This window comes from Chryseobacterium glaciei (genome assembly GCF_001648155.1).
GTDB classification, from domain to species: Bacteria; Bacteroidota; Bacteroidia; order Flavobacteriales; family Weeksellaceae; genus Chryseobacterium; species Chryseobacterium glaciei.
Genome location: NZ_CP015199.1, coordinates 2,190,908 through 2,207,611, shown reverse-complemented (window position 1 = coordinate 2,207,611; position 16,704 = coordinate 2,190,908). Strand labels below are relative to the sequence as shown.

Here is a 16,704-nt window from a genome sequence, read left to right as displayed (position 1 = left end):
AAACCCGAAATTATTCAGTTTCGGGTTTTTCTTTTTTCTTAAAGACATTTTTTAGAAAACCTTTCTTTTCCTTTTTCTCTTCAGCTGGTTTTAGCTCTTCTTTTTTAGTTCCGGAGCCTTTTATATCCTGTTTTAATTCTTTCACAGATTTTTTCATTTCCTTTACAGAAGCCACTGCGTTTTTTACCGTTTTCTCTGTTTTGTCAACGTTTATTCCGATCAGCGTTTTCTTCAAACCTTGTTCAATCCCTTTCCAGAAGAGATTAAAGAACGATTTTGTAGGATCTCTTTCTACATCTTTCACATCCACTGACTGAGGAAGATTTCCGGAATCCGAACGCACAACAAGATTGGCAATTGCCGTTAAAACTCCTTTTTTCTGTTGATTATCTTTATTTAAAACAGCGATTTTTAAGTCTTTATGTTTCAAATTAAAAGTTCCATTTAAACCTCTTGGATTTCCTCTAAAATTAAAAAGCATTTCCTGAATCGTCCCTTGAGTCGCCATCACATGAAGATACGGTTTGATAAAAGGATTAATTCCATTTGCCGGAAGATTGGCCGCTCTGCCCGAAATCGTGAAAACATCGCTCTGATTCGCAACATCAAAACCCCAATTTACCGACAGAGGAGCAAGATTCATAAACGAACAATTGATTTTTATATCAACTTTGGTCGGTTTTCCTTTTGTTTTGGCTGAGTTTAAATTTTTAACATTCATATTAAAATTGGCGAATGTCAATTTCCCTGGTCCAGCACTTTCCGGCGTATCTTCTTCGTATACTAAAATTGAGTTTTTTAGATCTAAATTATTAACATACAGTGGAATCTTAATAGATCGCAACAACCTGGAATACAACGGTTTTTCTTTCGGATCATCATTAGGAATTTTACTTCTGAAAATATTGGCATCCGCAGATTGGATCACAACATTGGAAGCATTGATGAATTTATTTTGAGAAAATAAGTCCCAATTTCCTTCAGCTGTTATCTGATTGGCCTTCAAATCATATAAATCCCTTTCAACAGGTATCATTTTGATAAACTGACCTCTCGAAATGAGAGGTTTCATCGCAAATTGGGTGATCTGAACTTTGTTTTTATTTAATTTTAAAAGTCCGACACTCATGTTGTAGAACTTTGTTTTGTAGACAAAATTCTTGGTTGTCAGAAAATAGTCTTTTGCTTTAAAAGTATGTCCTAAATTATTACGTTTAGACTTAATTTCAATATCATTAATCGTTGCATTCAAATCATTAAAAACAAGCGGTTCATTTCCTTTGTCATAAGTCAGATTAGAATTTCTAAAAGAAAATTTCCGGATAAGAATTGAATTAACCTTATTCTCTTTCGGAGTTCTCTTTATTTTATTTTCTCCCGCAACGATGATTCCGTTTACATTATCAACCAAAACATCTTTTATATCAAGATTTAATTTTTTATCTATAAATTCTAACTTATTGATATTAAAAGCTGCAAGATTTGCCTTTAAAGTCATCGATCGTCTCCCCGGATCTGATGGATTTGGAGTCACTGTAATATTTCTTAACTCTCCACTTTTAGAATTTAAAGCAATACTTCCCACAACATAATTCTGATGATTTGAGTATAAAATATCTTTTCCAGAGAACTGAAAACTCTTGTATCCGACAGGAATTACCTCTTCTCTTGTATCCTTATCAAACTTTAATTGATTGATATCTAAATTAAGGTTTTTTGCAGATAAAAGATTGCTTCCATCAGGTTTTACAACATTTACGGTCGCATTATTTAATTTTATATCTTCAAGATTAAGCTCAAAATTGAGAGGTTTTTCTACTTTAACAGGAACAGTATTGGTCGTATAAACTAAAAGTTTAGGATTCTGAAAATCCGCATTCGCCAGAGAAACAACATTACTTTTTAAAATAATATCCTTGAAATTCATTTTTTGAATATCAAACTGAAAAAGTTTCGCTTTTTTGGGGTAAAATCTTTTAAACTGATTAATCGTCAACAACGGAATAAGTCTGAAATTCTCTATAGCTACTTGCCCGTTAGTTGTTTTTATTTTATTGATTTTTAAAGCATAAACATTATCCGGGCGGAAGAAAAAATTCTCTCCTTTAATATGATATTTGTCAAAAACAACGGGTAATTTATTTTCTACAGATTCTTCTGTCATCTGTAAATTTTCAACAAAAAGATCAAGCTTTTGAACAGATAAAAATTTTTGTTTTGTATCTCTGAAAACATTAATAGTTCCATTATTAATCCTGATATTTTCAAACAATACAGGATTCTTTTTTTTACCAGTTTTTTTATCAGCCGGTTTTGCGAGAATTATGTTCAAATTAGGACTTCCTAATAACAAATCGGAAGAACTTATTTGCTTATTGAAAATAGCATCGTAAATCCCGAAACGATCGATTTTTAAGGTATCAATCGTTCCTTGAAGACCTATAACATCTGTATTTTGAGGATCTTTACTGTTGATTGTAATTCCGGTTGAAAGGATATTTCCTGTCCCGAGATCTACATCTAATGTTTTGTAGGAAACCTTATAATCCGTATTTTTTTTGATATAATTAGGAAGTTGGGTTTTAAGCCAAAAATTTAAGCCGAAGTTTCCCAGCAAGAAAATCACCATCAGAACCCCGAGGCTAATTAGTAACTTTTTAACCCATTTTTTCATTTTTACGATTTAATTTAATTACATCTAAATATGTGCCTAATTTTTTACATCCAATTCAATAACATACCCTTCATGTCCTCTTACATTAATAAAATCTCCCCCTTCAAAGCTTAAATACTGTCCTTTAATTCCAACTAACTTCCCTGTAAACTCAGGTTTTTTGTCTAAAGTAAATGAAGTTACTTTTTCAGGTTTTTCATAAGGATAATCGAATTTCGATACATTTTCACCTTCGCTGTAGAATTTTTGGAAATCTTCAGGAAAATATTCTTTTATTTTTTGTTGAAAATCAGCAAGATCTATTTCTCCCTCAAAATCATCCTGAAGCATTTTTCTCCAATTTGTTTTATCTGGCAGATGATCTTTTAAGGCAACTTCTATCATTCCAGCTTCATAACGATTTTCTGTTCTGGCAATCGGTAGCGCAAAAGTGGCTCCCTGATCGATCCATCTTGTAGGAATTTGCGAACTTCTTGTAACCCCCACCTTTACATCTCCTGTATAAGCCAAATAAACAGTGTGAGGCTGAAGCTGAATTTGCTTTTCCACTTCCAAATCACGTTCGCCAACGCCAAGATGTGCCGTGGAAAGTTCCGGACGAATGATTGTATCACTTGCATAAGGACTTTCAAAAAAGCAGCTTTTGCAAAATCCCATTCTGTAAATAGGCTTATTTTTTCCACAATTCACACATTGGAATCCTGTATGCTTTATCGTCAATTCTTTTCCAAGCAATTCGTTCATGTGAATAAGATCACCCGAAAGGTTAAGATAATACTGAATTGGCTGAGCATCGAAACTCGTCATCTTTAAAATTTGCCCTTGAAACTGCATATTAATTTTATATTACTTTATTAAGTAAATTTAATGATTATATTTTTCCCAAAGGAAATTTATATTTTTGTACTCATAAAAAAACATTGATGATATATCTTGTAACAGGAGGAAGCGGATTTATTGGTTCTCATTTGATAGAAAAATTATTGAAAGAAGGACATTCTGTCATAAACATTGACAATTTTGATAATTTCTATGATTATCAGATAAAAATTAAAAATACGTTAGAATCAATCGCTAATTTTTCTGATTTTACCTTTTCTGATAAAGAAACTGATATTAAAAATTTAATTTCCCTTTCAAAATCAAATAATTATACTTTATATTATCAGGATATTCGGGATAAAAACGGCCTTGAAGAAATATTTAAAAATCATAAGATTGATTTGATCATTCATCTGGCCGCACTTGCCGGAGTTCGTCCTTCCATCGAAAGACCTTTAGAATATGAAGAAGTGAATGTTCGCGGAACAATGAATCTTTGGGAACTGTGTAAAGAATTCAATATTAAAAAATTCGTGTGTGCTTCTTCATCAAGCGTTTACGGAAACAATGAAAAAATTCCTTTTGCAGAAACTGATAATGTAGATAATCCTATTTCACCGTATGCTGCAACAAAAAAATGTGGGGAGATTTTAGGTCATGTTTATCATCAATTATATAATATCGACATGATTCAACTAAGGTTCTTCACGGTTTACGGCCCAAGACAACGGCCTGATCTTGCGATACATAAATTCACAAAATTAATCTCTGAAAATCAGGAAATTCCTTTCTACGGCGATGGAAACACCGCAAGAGATTATACCTACGTTGATGATATTATTGATGGAATTACTAAATCTATCAGCTATCTGGAAACCCATTCAAAAGTATATGAGATTATTAATCTTGGAGAAAGTCAGGTAATTAATCTAAACGAAATGCTTTCCACAATTGAACAGGCTCTCGGAAAAACTGCCATCAAAAAAATTCTGCCAATGCAGCCCGGAGATGTCCAAAAAACCAATGCTGATATAGGAAAAGCGAAGACATTAATTGATTATAAACCAACCACAGACTTCCAAAATGGCATAAAAAAATTTGTGGAATGGTTTTTGAGAAAATGACATCGAACAAGTTGCTGACATAGCTGTAATACAATCTGTGACGTGCAATGAGTAAAAAATTAATAAAAAGAATTGAAAATCAAGTATAAAAAAGCGTATAATATAAGCTAATTTTATACTTTTGCAAAAAAAATAGAATATTATGTACTGGACATTAGAATTAGCCTCATATCTAAGTGACGCACCTTGGCCAATGACAAAGGCTGAACTTATTGATTATGCAATCAGAACTGGTGCACCCATGGAAGTAACGGAAAACCTTCAGGCTATTGAAGACGAAGGGGAAATGTACGAAGCCATCGACGAGATCTGGCCAGACTATCCTACGGACGAAGATTATCTTTGGAACGAAGACGAATATTAAATAAGGCATGAGCTTTAGGCAATAGGCTTAAAGCTTATTTCCCTTTTTATAATATCAATTTTTGCGCAGTAAGCGTATTTAGTAAAACGCTTAAAGCATATCGCTTTAGGCATAAAGTAAAAATTTATGAGTTTTTTAAACAAAGTTCTTAAAGGGTTTTTGGGAGACAAGAAAGCGCAGGACCTAAAGGAAGTAAAAAAAGTTGTAACAAAAATCAAAGCTGTTGAACCAAACATTCAGCAATTGTCTGATGATGGCTTAAGAGAGAAAACTGCTGAATTTAAAAATAAAATAAAAACAGCAACAAGTACCATCACAGCGCAGATAGAACAAATTAAAGAGCAGATAAAAAATTCGACCAATGTTGATGAAAAAGAAGCTCTTTTCTCACAAATTGAGTCTCTTAAGAAAGATTCATACGAAATCGAGGAGAAAGTTCTTAGCCAGGTTCTTCCTGAAGCTTTTGCATTAGTAAAAGAAACAGCAAGAAGATGGGCACAAAACGGAGAGATCCGTGTAACTGCCACTCAAATGGACAGAGAACTTGCTGCAACTAAGGATTTCGTTGAAATCCAAGGAGACCAAGCTGTTTGGAAAAGCTCATGGGACGCAGCCGGAACTCCTGTAGTTTGGGATATGGTCCACTATGATGTTCAGTTTATTGGAGGGGTTATTCTTCACAGCGGTAAAATTGCCGAAATGGCTACCGGTGAAGGTAAAACTTTGGTAGGAACATTACCTATTTACTTAAATGCACTTCCTGAAAGAGGAGTTCACGTCGTAACGGTGAACGATTATCTTGCAAAAAGAGACTCCGCTTGGATGGGTCCATTGTATCAGTTCCACGGAATGAATATCGATTGTATTGATAATCACCAACCGAACTCAGATGGAAGAAGAAAAGCATACAATTCAGACATTACTTATGGAACAAATAACGAATTCGGTTTCGATTATTTGAGAGATAATATGGTAACTTCACCTTCAGAATTGGTACAAAGAGAATTAAACTTTGCTATCGTGGATGAGGTTGACTCTGTTTTGGTAGATGATGCAAGAACGCCATTGATTATTTCTGGTCCGGTTCCTCAGGGAGACAGACAAGAATTTGATGTTCTTAAACCTTCTATCGACAGAATTGTTGAAGTTCAAAAGAAAACCGTTTCTGCAATTTTCGGTGAAGCTAAAAAATTAATTGCTGCAGGAAATACTAAGGAAGGAGGATTCAAATTACTTCAGGCTTACAGAGGTTTGCCTAAAAACAGACAATTAATCAAGTTCTTATCAGAAAGCGGAAACAGAGCATTGCTTCAAAAAGTTGAAGGTCAATACATGCAGGATAACAACCGTGATATGCCGATCGTAGATAAAGATCTTTATTTCGTTATCGAGGAGAAAAACAATCAGGTTGATCTTACAGACAAAGGTGTTGAATACATGTCTCAGGGAAATGAGGATAATAATTTCTTCGTTCTTCCTGATATCGGAACTGAAATCGCTGAAGTTGAAGCTAAAAATTTAACTAAAGAAGAAGAATTCGAGGCTAAAGAAAAATTATTCTCTGATTTTGCTGAAAAATCTGAGCGTGTTCACACAATGAGTCAGTTATTGAAAGCATATACATTATTCGAAAAAGATGATGAGTATGTAGTAATTGATGGTGAAGTAAAAATCGTTGACGAGCAAACTGGTCGTATCATGGAAGGTCGTCGTTATTCAGACGGTCTACACCAAGCGATTGAAGCTAAAGAAAACGTGAAAATTGAAGCTGCAACGCAAACTTTTGCAACGGTAACGCTTCAAAACTACTTCCGTATGTACAACAAACTTACGGGAATGACGGGTACTGCTGAAACTGAAGCAGGCGAACTTTGGGAAATCTACAAATTAGATGTTGTAGTAATTCCTACCAACCGTTCTATTTTAAGAGACGACAAACAAGATTTAGTTTTCAAAACTAACAGAGAAAAATATAATGCGGTAATTGAAGAAATTGAAAAATTAACAGCAGCAAGAAGACCTGTATTGGTTGGTACAACGTCTGTTGAAATTTCTCAGTTGCTTTCAAAAGCCCTTCAATTAAGAAAAATCCCGCACCAGGTATTGAACGCGAAACTTCACAAGAAGGAAGCGGAAATCGTTGCCGGAGCAGGACAGCCAGGAGCCGTAACCATCGCAACCAACATGGCAGGTCGTGGTACGGATATTAAATTGGCTAAAGAAGTAAAAGAAAATGGAGGTTTAGCAATTATCGGTACTGAAAGACACGATTCAAGACGTGTTGACAGACAGTTAAGAGGTAGAGCGGGACGTCAGGGAGATCCGGGAAGTTCTCAGTTCTATGTGTCTCTTGAAGATAATTTGATGCGTCTATTCGGTTCTGAAAGAATCGCTAAAATGATGGACAGAATGGGTCATAAAGATGGTGAAGTTATTCAGCATTCAATGATCAGTAAATCTATCGAAAGAGCGCAGAAAAAAGTAGAGGAAAATAACTTCGGAACAAGAAAGAGACTTCTTGAATATGATGACGTTATGAACAAACAACGTGACGTAATCTACAAGAGAAGAAAGAACGCTTTATTCGGAGATCACTTGAAATACGATATCACTAACATGATTTTCGATGTTTCTAACTCTATCGTTTCAAAAGGAAAAGCAAACGGAAGTTATAAAGATTTTGAATTTGAAATAATCAAACATTTCACAATGGCTTCTCCTGTTTCTGAAAGTGATTTTGGTAACAAACAAGTTCCGGAATTAACGAATATTTTATTCAAAGCTGCTCAGGAGGATTATGCCATGAAACTGAACTTATTGAAAGAGAAATCATTTCCTATTATTGAGAATGTATTCCAAAATCAAGGTTCAATGTTTAAAATGATTCAGGTTCCTTTCACAGACGGACACAAAACAATGACTATTGTAGCTGATCTTAAAGAAGCGCACGATACTCAATGTGAAAGTTTGATCAACGATTTTGAAAAGAATATCACTTTATCAATTATCGATGAAAACTGGAAACTTCACCTACGTGAGATGGATGATCTAAGAAAATCTTCTCAGGGAGCTGTTTACGAGCAAAAAGATCCGTTGGTGATTTACAAACAAGAATCTTTCCACTTATTCAGCGAAATGATTGATAAATTAAACAAAGAAATTATTTCATTCTTATACAAAGGAGAAATTCCTGCTTAAGAAATAATTAATTATAGAATAGAAACCGCTCCAGCACTGCTTGGAGCGGTTTTTTGTTATTCAATGGATAACATTCGTATGATAAATATCAATTCGAAAATTTATTTAGAATAATTAAAAACAATATATTTGCAGAAAATTTGACTTTCATGAAAAATGTACTGATCTGTGCCTCACTGTTGGGGTCTATGTTGACTTTTGCGCAGGAAAAAGATTCTATCAAGTCTAATGATATTGAAGAAGTAATTGTAAATGGGAAATATTACAAGAAATATGTAGAAAAAGAGGGTTCATCTTCAATGCGTTTAGATGAAGCGTTGATAAAAATTCCACAAAATATTTCAATCATTACAAACAGAGCGCTAGAAGATCAGCAGGTAACAACTTTGAGCGATGGTGTTCTTCGTAACGTTGCCGGAGCACAAAGATTAGAGCACTGGGGAGACATGTATACAAGAGTAAACATGAGAGGATCCAGAGCAGCAGCTTTCATGAACGGAGTAAATGTAACTTCAAACTGGGGACCTCTAAGTGAAGATATGTCTTTCGTAGATCACATCGAATTCATTAAAGGACCATCAGGATTCTTAATGTCAAACGGAGAGCCAAGCGGTATTTACAATATCGTAACTAAAAAGCCAACAGGACAATCTTTAAACGGTTCTGCAAGAGTAACTCTTGGAAGCTTCAATATGTATAGAGGAGAAGCTGATATTGATACTAAAATTACTGATAAAGTAGCTTTTAGATTGAATTTAATGGCTCAGAACAAAAACAGTTTTAGAGACTATGAATTCAATGATAGATATATTATCAATCCTTCATTAAAAGTTAAACTTTCTGATAAAACAACTTTAACAGCAGAATACATCTATCAAAAGGCAAAAATGTCTGAAGTAGGTTCTGCCTATGTATTCAGTTTTGATGGATATGCAACAAAACCTGTTGGATATACAGCTACAGATCCAGGTATTGATCCAACAAAAGTAGATAACAACACGGTAAATATAAATCTACAACATAACTTCAACCAAAACTGGAAATTAACTTCTCAATTAACGTATGTGAATGAATATACGATGGGAAGCAATCTTTGGCCAAGCAGTTTTGAAGGAAACTATATGATTCGCCGCCTTGGATATTGGGAAGCGGATAACACGATGAAATTCGGACAAGTTTTCTTAAATGGTTTTGTAAAAACAGGTTCAGTTTCTCATAAAATCTTGGCAGGACTAGATTTGGGAAGCAAAAAGTACATGGCAGACTGGTCCCAAGGATATAACCTTGATAAATATAATGAGAATGATGATTATACTCAAGCTGCTGATCATAACTATTGGTATAATCTAAATACTAATAACTACGATATTAATGGTACGGGAAATTATTACGGTCCCAATAATACAAAAAACTACCTTCCTTTTGACGGAACAACCAAACCTCTTTCAGTTAGAGCTGGAGCAGGAAGTACTATCGAGCAGAACTATACTGGATTGTATTTACAAGATGAAATAGGCTTTTTGGATGATAAATTAAGACTTACTCTTGCAGCACGTTACACAACCGTAAAAGAAAATAATTATGGGACTAAATCTGAAGCTGACAAAATAACTCCTCGTATTGGTATTAGCTATTCTATTGATGAAAGCATGTCAGTATATGGTTTATATGATCAAGCATTTGTACCACAAGCTGCAATATTCAGAGACGGAAGTACAGTGAAACCAATTACAGGAAATAACATGGAAGTTGGGGTAAAGAAAGATTGGTTTGGTGGAAAATGGAATACAACTTTATCTGCATATAACATTATCAAAAACAATTCTACAGTAAATGATCCTGCAAATAGTCCACTTGAACAATTTTCAATTTTACTTGGAAAAACAAGAGTTCAGGGAGTAGAATTTGATTTGAAAGGTGAAATTACAAAAGGATTTAATGCTATCTTCAACTACGCATTTACAGAAAATAAGATTATAGAATCTAACGATCCACAAAACAACCCTGAAGGAAAAAGAGTTCCAGGATACGCTAAACATACAGCAAATGCTTGGTTAAATTATACTTTCACTGATGGAATATTAGAAGGATTCGGATTAAGCTTCGGAGGAACTTATCTTGGCGATAGAAGTAGCTGGGACTGGGGAGGAACAAACACTCAACAGATGAATGATTATGTGAAATTTGATGCTGGTGCATCTTGGGAAAATTCTAAATTCAGAGTTGGTTTAAATGTATTTAATGTATTCAACAGATACTTATACTCAGGTTCACCTTACGCAAATTATTACTACTATCAAGCAGAAGCACCAAGAAACTTCAGACTTTCAATAGGATACAAATTTTAAATAAACAAAAGTTAACCCCTCAAAAGGTTAACTTTTTGATATGAAGAAAAAACATCATCATAAGAAGAAAGTTTCTTCAACCAAAAAATGGTCTGCCAAACTGCATTTGTGGTTTGGTTTGTCCGTTGGGCTTATTGTATTTATTGTTTCTTTGACGGGAACAATGTATATTTTTAAGGATGAAATTCAGAATCAGCTAAGACAAGAAGCCATTTTTGTAAAAGCTGAGACAATTACTAAGCAACCATTATCCATTGAAGTTCTTCGTGAAAAAGTTGCTTTGGAAATCAATGAAAAGTATCCAATCAGTTCCGTTGAAATTCCTTTAGATAAGAACAAATCTTATGAATTTCTCTATTACGAAAAGGATAAAAAAGCATGGAATTATTTTGATGAAGTTAAAATCAACAAATTAATTTACGTTAATCAATACACAGGTCAGGTTCTTGGAATTTATAATGAAAAATATGACCTCTTCCCTATCTTAAAAGCTATTCACTGGAGTTTGCTATTAAATTCAGATTGGGGAAAATATGTGGTAGGAATTCCAGTCGTACTTTTTATCATTATGCTCATTACAGGAATCATTCTTTGGTGGCCACAGAATAAAAAGATGAGAAAAGGACGTTTTTCTTTCGATTGGAAAAACGTAAAAACATGGAAACGCAAAAACTACGATCTTCATAATATCTTAGGATTTTACGCTTCGTTTATTGCTTTAATACTAAGCTTGTCAGGAATTTATTTCGCTTATCCTTGGGTGAAAAATGCTTTTAATCTTACATTATCGGGCTCTTTGGAACTTCCAAAAGAAAAAGAAATCAAATCTCCCGACTCACTTTTAGCAAAGAATAATGCAATATTTGACCTTACCGCAGGCGAATCAAGAAAACTATACGCTACCTCATCAAGTTTTAGAATTCCATTAAACAGAAAAAATAAAAAAGGGAAAGATTTAAAAAACATTCCGGTTTCCGTGTATGGTGAAGATGGAAAATTTGCCATCAGAAATCAATTGGTTTTTGATAAATATTCAGGGAAATTATTGGCCAATAAACCTCATCAACAATTAAACAACGCAGAAAAATACGCCAACGCCAATTATGATATTCACACAGGATCATATTTTGGACTGTTCGGGAAAATTATTTGGTTTATCGCAGGACTTATCTGCACATCATTGCCAGTAACAGGCTTTTTAGTATGGCTTGGGAAACAAAAGAAAAAAGGAATTAAGACACTATAATGAAAAAATTAACTCTATCTGTAGCTTGTTTAGCTACTATTTCAGCATTTGGACAAGTAAAAGACAGCATTAATACAAAAGATGTAGATGAGGTTGTTTTAACGGCATCCAGAAAGAGAGAAAATATTAAAGAAATACCGAGTTCTATAACCGTTGTTGGTGAAAAACAGGTTCAGTCACAATTAACTGTAAATTCAGATATTACAAGCATTTTACAATATACGGTTCCGAGTTTGGCAACAAGCTCAGGACAAACTTCCAATACAGGACAAACACTTCGCGGACGCCAGGTTTTGGTTTTAATTGATGGTATTCCACAGTCTACTCCACTTCGAAACGGAGCGAGAGATTTAAGATCTATCGACCCTTCAGTTATCGAAAGAATTGAGGTGATTAAAGGAGCTTCTTCCATCTACGGAAACGGTGCAGATGGAGGAATTATCAATTATATTACAAGAAGAAGCAAATCCGACAAGAAGATCTCGGGAATTTCCCAGTTTGGAATTACCGGTCAGCAATACGGCGGGACATTAGGCTACAGAGCAAGTCAGCTTTTATCTGGAAAGATCAGCAAGTTTGATTACGTAGTTTCATTGGCTTATGAAAAAACAGGGTTTATGAAAGATGCAGATGGCGTAAATCTTAGTCCGACGTACAGCACAGCCAAGATGAACAACTACAACGGAATGTTGAAATTAGGCTACGCTATTAATGATAATCAAAGAGTCGAAGCTTCCTACATCGGTTATGCTGCCAAATCTGATTTAAATTTAGGCTTAAAAACAGGAAAATACGGCGTTACCCCAACGATTGGAGAAGGAGAAGGAAAAAATCTGGAAACAACTCCACAGGGAACACCAAGAAATCATAACTTCAAATTAAGCTATGACAACAAAAATCTGTGGAAAGGAACTTCATTAAACGTAAACCTTTATTTACAGGATTTCAGAACCGTTTACGGATACAGCGATACTTTCCTGAATGGTGGCCAGTCGAATGTTATTTCAAAAAAGACAGGTGCCAGAGCCAATTTCGATACTCAATTATGGAGTGGTAAAAATTCTCAGGGTGAAATGATCTACGGACTAGATGTTTTGAATGATCAAACCGTTCAAAAACTGGAAGACGGCCGTTACTGGACTCCGGACATGAACATGACCAACATCGCCCCTTTCCTTTTGGTTAAAGTTGATTTAATGAAAAAATTAACCATAAAAGGAGGTTTACGATATGAAAACATTGCTGTAAAAGTTGGAGATTTCAATACACTTTCTACTGTTAAAAGTGACGGAACTTTCACCAAAAGTATTTTTGTAACAGGCGGAAATCTAAAATACAATGCTTTAGTTGGAAATATCGGTGTTCGTTACAACATCAATCCAATGCTTAATCTTTTCGGAAGCTTTTCCCAGGCTTACTCGATCAATGAATTAGGAAGAATTTTAAGAACCTCAACTGAAGGAACCATCCAAAATCTTGAAACAAAGCCAATCATTGTCAACAATTATGAATTTGGAGCGACTGGGCAGATTGCAAAATGGGTTAATTATGAGATTACGTCTTATGTAAGTACTTCCAAGTTGGGAGCAACCTTTGTTCAAAGCCCTGACAGAGCGTTAACAATCCAAAGATCACCGGAAGTCGTGTATGGTGTAGAAGGATTTTTACATTTCACGCCCACTAAATGGATCAATTTCGGAGGAAGCTACAGCTGGATGGAAGGAATTACCTCTATAAAAGATGACGGAGATTATTCAGCCAAAATCAACAACAGCAGGATTTCTGCGCCGAAAGTTTTAGCATATGTTCAGGTAAGACCGATTCAGTCTTTATCTGTAGGTCTTGATATGTTACATGCTTTTGCTCAAAACAGATTCGAGCCTAATGCCAAAGGTTTATACGCCTACGGAGAAGGAAAAGTTCCTGAATACACCGTTTTTAACCTAAAATCAAGCTATGAAGTGAACCAAAACTGGAAAGTTTCTTTAGGTATCGAAAACCTTTTCAACAAAACCTATCAGCCTGCAATTGCCTGGTGGGCGGCAAGAGACGCCGACTTTACCAACTCGTTAGGATTAAGAGGAACGTTTATGGTTGAGTATAAATTTTAATTAAAAGTTTATTTAAATTTTTGTTTGAAGCTTTTTCCCGCTTTCCACTATATCTTTTTCGCCAGCGCTTTTTTTCAAAGCCATTTAAGAAAAAGGATGTCGTTGCAATCGGGGCTAATACGCAGTCATTAATTTAAACATTTGGAATATCCACAATATTTGTCATCTTATAAGTATCTAAGCCTACAACTCATCTTGACTTTTATGAGTTGTGTAAAAGACTTTTATTGATGATGCAAGGTTTCATTTGTTTGAATTTTATTTTTTAACGCAAAGATTTTATTACATACTTTTTATTTTTTAGGAGGCAAAGGCAAATAAAATTTGCTTTGCGAAGCTTGAAAATACAGCTTCATCAAATCAACTTGGTTGATTCTTCTTTGCTCTCTTAAATAAATCATTCAGCAACATAAAACTTTGCGTCAAAAAAAACTAAATTATTTAATAAAAAAGAATAATATTTTCTATTTCAAGCTTGTTAATTATAAACATTCTAAATAAAAATTAAAAACTTATCTTTGTCGAACTTTAAGAAATTATGAAGAAGAAACATCACAAAAAAAAGCCAAGCATATTTAAAAAATGGACAGGAAAACTACATTTGTGGTTTGGTTTAGGTATTGGATTTTTGATCTTCATCATTTCCATTACTGGCGCTTTGTATGTTTTTAAAGACGAAATTGAGAATATTACTCGAAAAGATGTCATCTATCATAATGAACAAAATATCGATCAAAAACAGATTCTTCCGATCCGTGTATTAGAAAAATCGGTGGATGCTCAGGTAAAAGAAAAATACCCAATTCACTGGGTAAATATTCCTATCGACAAAAAAATGTCCTATCAATTCTATTGGTACGAACACAATACCGATGCGTGGAATTATTTTGATGAATTTCCTATCTATAAAGTCGCTTACGTCAATCCTTATGACGGAAAAGTTCTAAGAACCTACGACGAAAAAAACGGTTTCTTCCAGATCGTAAAAATGATTCACTGGAGTTATTTGTTGAAGCAGGATTGGGGAACATATGTTGTGGGAATCCCTGTTATCATCTTCGTCATCATGCTGATATCAGGAATCATTTTATGGTGGCCTAAAAACAAAGCAGCGAGAAAGCAACGTTTTTCATTCAAATGGAAGAATATCAAAAGTTGGAAAAGAAAAAACTATGATCTTCATAATATCTTAGGTTTTTACGCCTCAATTTTTGCTTTGATCTTCTCACTCACAGGATTATTTTATGCATTCTTTGTCGTTCAGGCAACGATTTATGTGATCTTCTCAGGAGGTGAAACAAAATATCCGGATTTCTCTCATATCAAAACAAAAGCTCCGATTGAATTAAGAACTGAAGATACATTAGACAAGATCAGCAATACAGTTAGAGCAAAATATCCTGATTCTTATGGTTTCGCACTCGATCTTGGACATCCGCACATGGATGATCACGAACATCCGAATTTCGAAGTTTATGTAAAACATTTGTCTTACTCTTATCATAAAAGCAGCAGTTTAATTTTTGACGAAAATTCAGGTGAACTGCTTCATACTCACGACATGAAAGACAAAAATTTTGGTGAAAAAACAGTTGGAGCCAATTATGATATTCACGTTGGATCTATTTTAGGACTCCCTACAAAGATCATTGCATTCATTGTAAGTTTGATATGTGCCTCATTACCAGTCACTGGCTTCCTTGTTTGGTGGGGAAGAAGAAAAAAGAAAACGGTAAAAACAGCTTAAAAACTTTTTTTAATAAATGTTTCGTTAATAATTCATTAATACAATCTTTTTTATAATTTTAACCCTTTAGAATTTATAAGAATAGAAATGTCATTAATAGATTTATCAAAACACGTTGCCCTAGGAATTGATATTGGAGGTACAACGACCAAATTCGGTGTTGTAAACCACAGAGGTGAAGTTCTTGAAAAAGGCAATCTAAGCACTGACGCATATGCGACGGTTGAAGAATTCATAGATGCTTTGTACGAAAAAGTGCATCCGCTCATCAATAGTTACGGAAAAGAGAAAAACTTTGACGGAATTGGTGTAGGCGCTCCCAACGGAAATTACTATACCGGAACAATAGAACAGGCTCCCAATTTACCTTGGAAAGGCGTCATCCCATTTGGTAAATTAATGACTGAAAAGTTTGGTTTACCTACTACAATAACTAATGATGCTAATGCTGCAGCTTTTGGTGAAATGCTTTTCGGAGCGGCTCGCGGAATGAAAGACTTTATCATGATCACATTGGGAACAGGCGTAGGAAGTGGAATTGTTTCAAGTGGTAAATTGATCTACGGGCATGATGGATTTGCAGGTGAACTTGGACATACGATTGTAAAACCAGGCGGAAGAAAACACTGGAGTACTGGATCTGAAGGAAGCTTGGAAGCTTATGCTTCTGCAACAGGAATCGCGATCACAGCAAAAAAGATGAGAGCAGAATTCCCGGAATCTATGTTGAGTCAGTTTCCTGAAGAATCGATCAACTCAAAAACGGTACACGAATGTGCTTTGAAAGGTGATCCGATTTCTATTGAGGTTTTCAGATATACAGGTCAGAAATTAGGGGAAGCATTGGCAAATTTTGTCATGTTCTCTTCACCGGAAGCTATTCTTTTATTTGGAGGAGTAATTAAAGCCGGAGATTTCATCTTAAAGCCCGCTAAACTTCATATGGAAAGAAATCTTCTTCCGATTTTTAGAAATAAAGTGAAATTGGTTTTCAGTGAACTTGACGAAGCCGATGCTGCTATTTTAGGAGCAAGTGCTTTGGTTTGGGAAAAGTAATTGAAAAACATTTT

10 protein-coding genes are annotated in these 16,704 nt (G+C 34.7%); 8 read left to right on the top strand and 2 right to left on the bottom strand.

The window, feature by feature from the left end; translation table 11 throughout:
- Window positions 1-10 precede the first annotated feature (10 nt).
- Together A0O34_RS09870 and A0O34_RS09865 are read right to left on the bottom strand one after the other, a co-directional pair.
- Window positions 11-2,674, bottom strand: coding sequence for an AsmA family protein (locus A0O34_RS09870; protein WP_066754203.1), 2,664 nt, complete (start codon window positions 2,672-2,674; stop codon window positions 11-13).
- 36 nt (window positions 2,675-2,710) lie between these two features.
- The gene (locus tag A0O34_RS09865; protein WP_066754201.1) at window positions 2,711-3,508 is read right to left on the bottom strand and encodes a DUF2797 domain-containing protein; all 798 of its coding nucleotides are present in this window, start codon (window positions 3,506-3,508) and stop codon (window positions 2,711-2,713) included.
- An 89-nt stretch (window positions 3,509-3,597) separates the two neighbouring features.
- On the opposite strand from A0O34_RS09865, the gene A0O34_RS09860 reads away from it, so the two are divergent.
- From A0O34_RS09860 to A0O34_RS09825, 8 genes are all read left to right on the top strand, one after another.
- A complete protein-coding gene (locus A0O34_RS09860) occupies window positions 3,598-4,620 on the top strand; it encodes a GDP-mannose 4,6-dehydratase (protein WP_066754199.1) in 1,023 nt (340 codons plus the stop codon).
- 142 nt (window positions 4,621-4,762) lie between these two features.
- Complete coding sequence (locus A0O34_RS09855) at window positions 4,763-4,984, top strand: DUF2795 domain-containing protein (protein ID WP_034756280.1); 222 nt, start codon at window positions 4,763-4,765, stop codon at window positions 4,982-4,984.
- Between the two features lie 126 nt (window positions 4,985-5,110).
- Complete coding sequence (secA, locus tag A0O34_RS09850) at window positions 5,111-8,182, top strand: preprotein translocase subunit SecA (protein ID WP_066754197.1); 3,072 nt, start codon at window positions 5,111-5,113, stop codon at window positions 8,180-8,182.
- A 149-nt stretch (window positions 8,183-8,331) separates the two neighbouring features.
- Window positions 8,332-10,530, top strand: coding sequence for a TonB-dependent siderophore receptor (locus tag A0O34_RS09845; protein WP_066754196.1), 2,199 nt, complete (start codon window positions 8,332-8,334; stop codon window positions 10,528-10,530).
- 40 nt (window positions 10,531-10,570) lie between these two features.
- Complete coding sequence (locus A0O34_RS09840) at window positions 10,571-11,776, top strand: PepSY-associated TM helix domain-containing protein (RefSeq protein WP_066754194.1); 1,206 nt, start codon at window positions 10,571-10,573, stop codon at window positions 11,774-11,776.
- A complete protein-coding gene (locus A0O34_RS09835) occupies window positions 11,776-13,887 on the top strand; it encodes a TonB-dependent receptor (RefSeq protein ID WP_066754192.1) in 2,112 nt (703 codons plus the stop codon). Before A0O34_RS09840 ends, A0O34_RS09835 begins: the two co-directional genes overlap by 1 nt.
- 538 nt (window positions 13,888-14,425) lie before the next feature.
- Window positions 14,426-15,634: a PepSY-associated TM helix domain-containing protein gene (locus A0O34_RS09830; RefSeq protein WP_066754190.1), complete on the top strand. Its 1,209-nt coding sequence runs from the start codon at window positions 14,426-14,428 to the stop codon at window positions 15,632-15,634.
- 87 nt (window positions 15,635-15,721) lie between these two features.
- Window positions 15,722-16,690 (top strand): ROK family protein, encoded by a 969-nt coding sequence (locus A0O34_RS09825; protein WP_066754188.1) that lies wholly within the window; start codon window positions 15,722-15,724, stop codon window positions 16,688-16,690.
- The last annotated feature ends 14 nt before the right edge of the window (window positions 16,691-16,704 follow it).

Bases quoted from the DNA above. Each gene is read 5' to 3' on its own strand.
- A0O34_RS09870 (WP_066754203.1), bottom strand. From the start codon at position 2,674: ATGAAAAAATGGGTTAAAAAGTTACTAATTAGCCTCGGGGTTCTGATG.
- A0O34_RS09865 (WP_066754201.1), bottom strand. From the start codon at position 3,508: ATGCAGTTTCAAGGGCAAATTTTAAAGATGACGAGTTTCGATGCTCAG.
- A0O34_RS09860 (WP_066754199.1), top strand. From the start codon at position 3,598: ATGATATATCTTGTAACAGGAGGAAGCGGATTTATTGGTTCTCATTTG.
- A0O34_RS09855 (WP_034756280.1), top strand. From the start codon at position 4,763: ATGTACTGGACATTAGAATTAGCCTCATATCTAAGTGACGCACCTTGG.
- secA (WP_066754197.1), top strand. From the start codon at position 5,111: ATGAGTTTTTTAAACAAAGTTCTTAAAGGGTTTTTGGGAGACAAGAAA.
- A0O34_RS09845 (WP_066754196.1), top strand. From the start codon at position 8,332: ATGAAAAATGTACTGATCTGTGCCTCACTGTTGGGGTCTATGTTGACT.
- A0O34_RS09840 (WP_066754194.1), top strand. From the start codon at position 10,571: ATGAAGAAAAAACATCATCATAAGAAGAAAGTTTCTTCAACCAAAAAA.
- A0O34_RS09835 (WP_066754192.1), top strand. From the start codon at position 11,776: ATGAAAAAATTAACTCTATCTGTAGCTTGTTTAGCTACTATTTCAGCA.
- A0O34_RS09830 (WP_066754190.1), top strand. From the start codon at position 14,426: ATGAAGAAGAAACATCACAAAAAAAAGCCAAGCATATTTAAAAAATGG.
- A0O34_RS09825 (WP_066754188.1), top strand. From the start codon at position 15,722: ATGTCATTAATAGATTTATCAAAACACGTTGCCCTAGGAATTGATATT.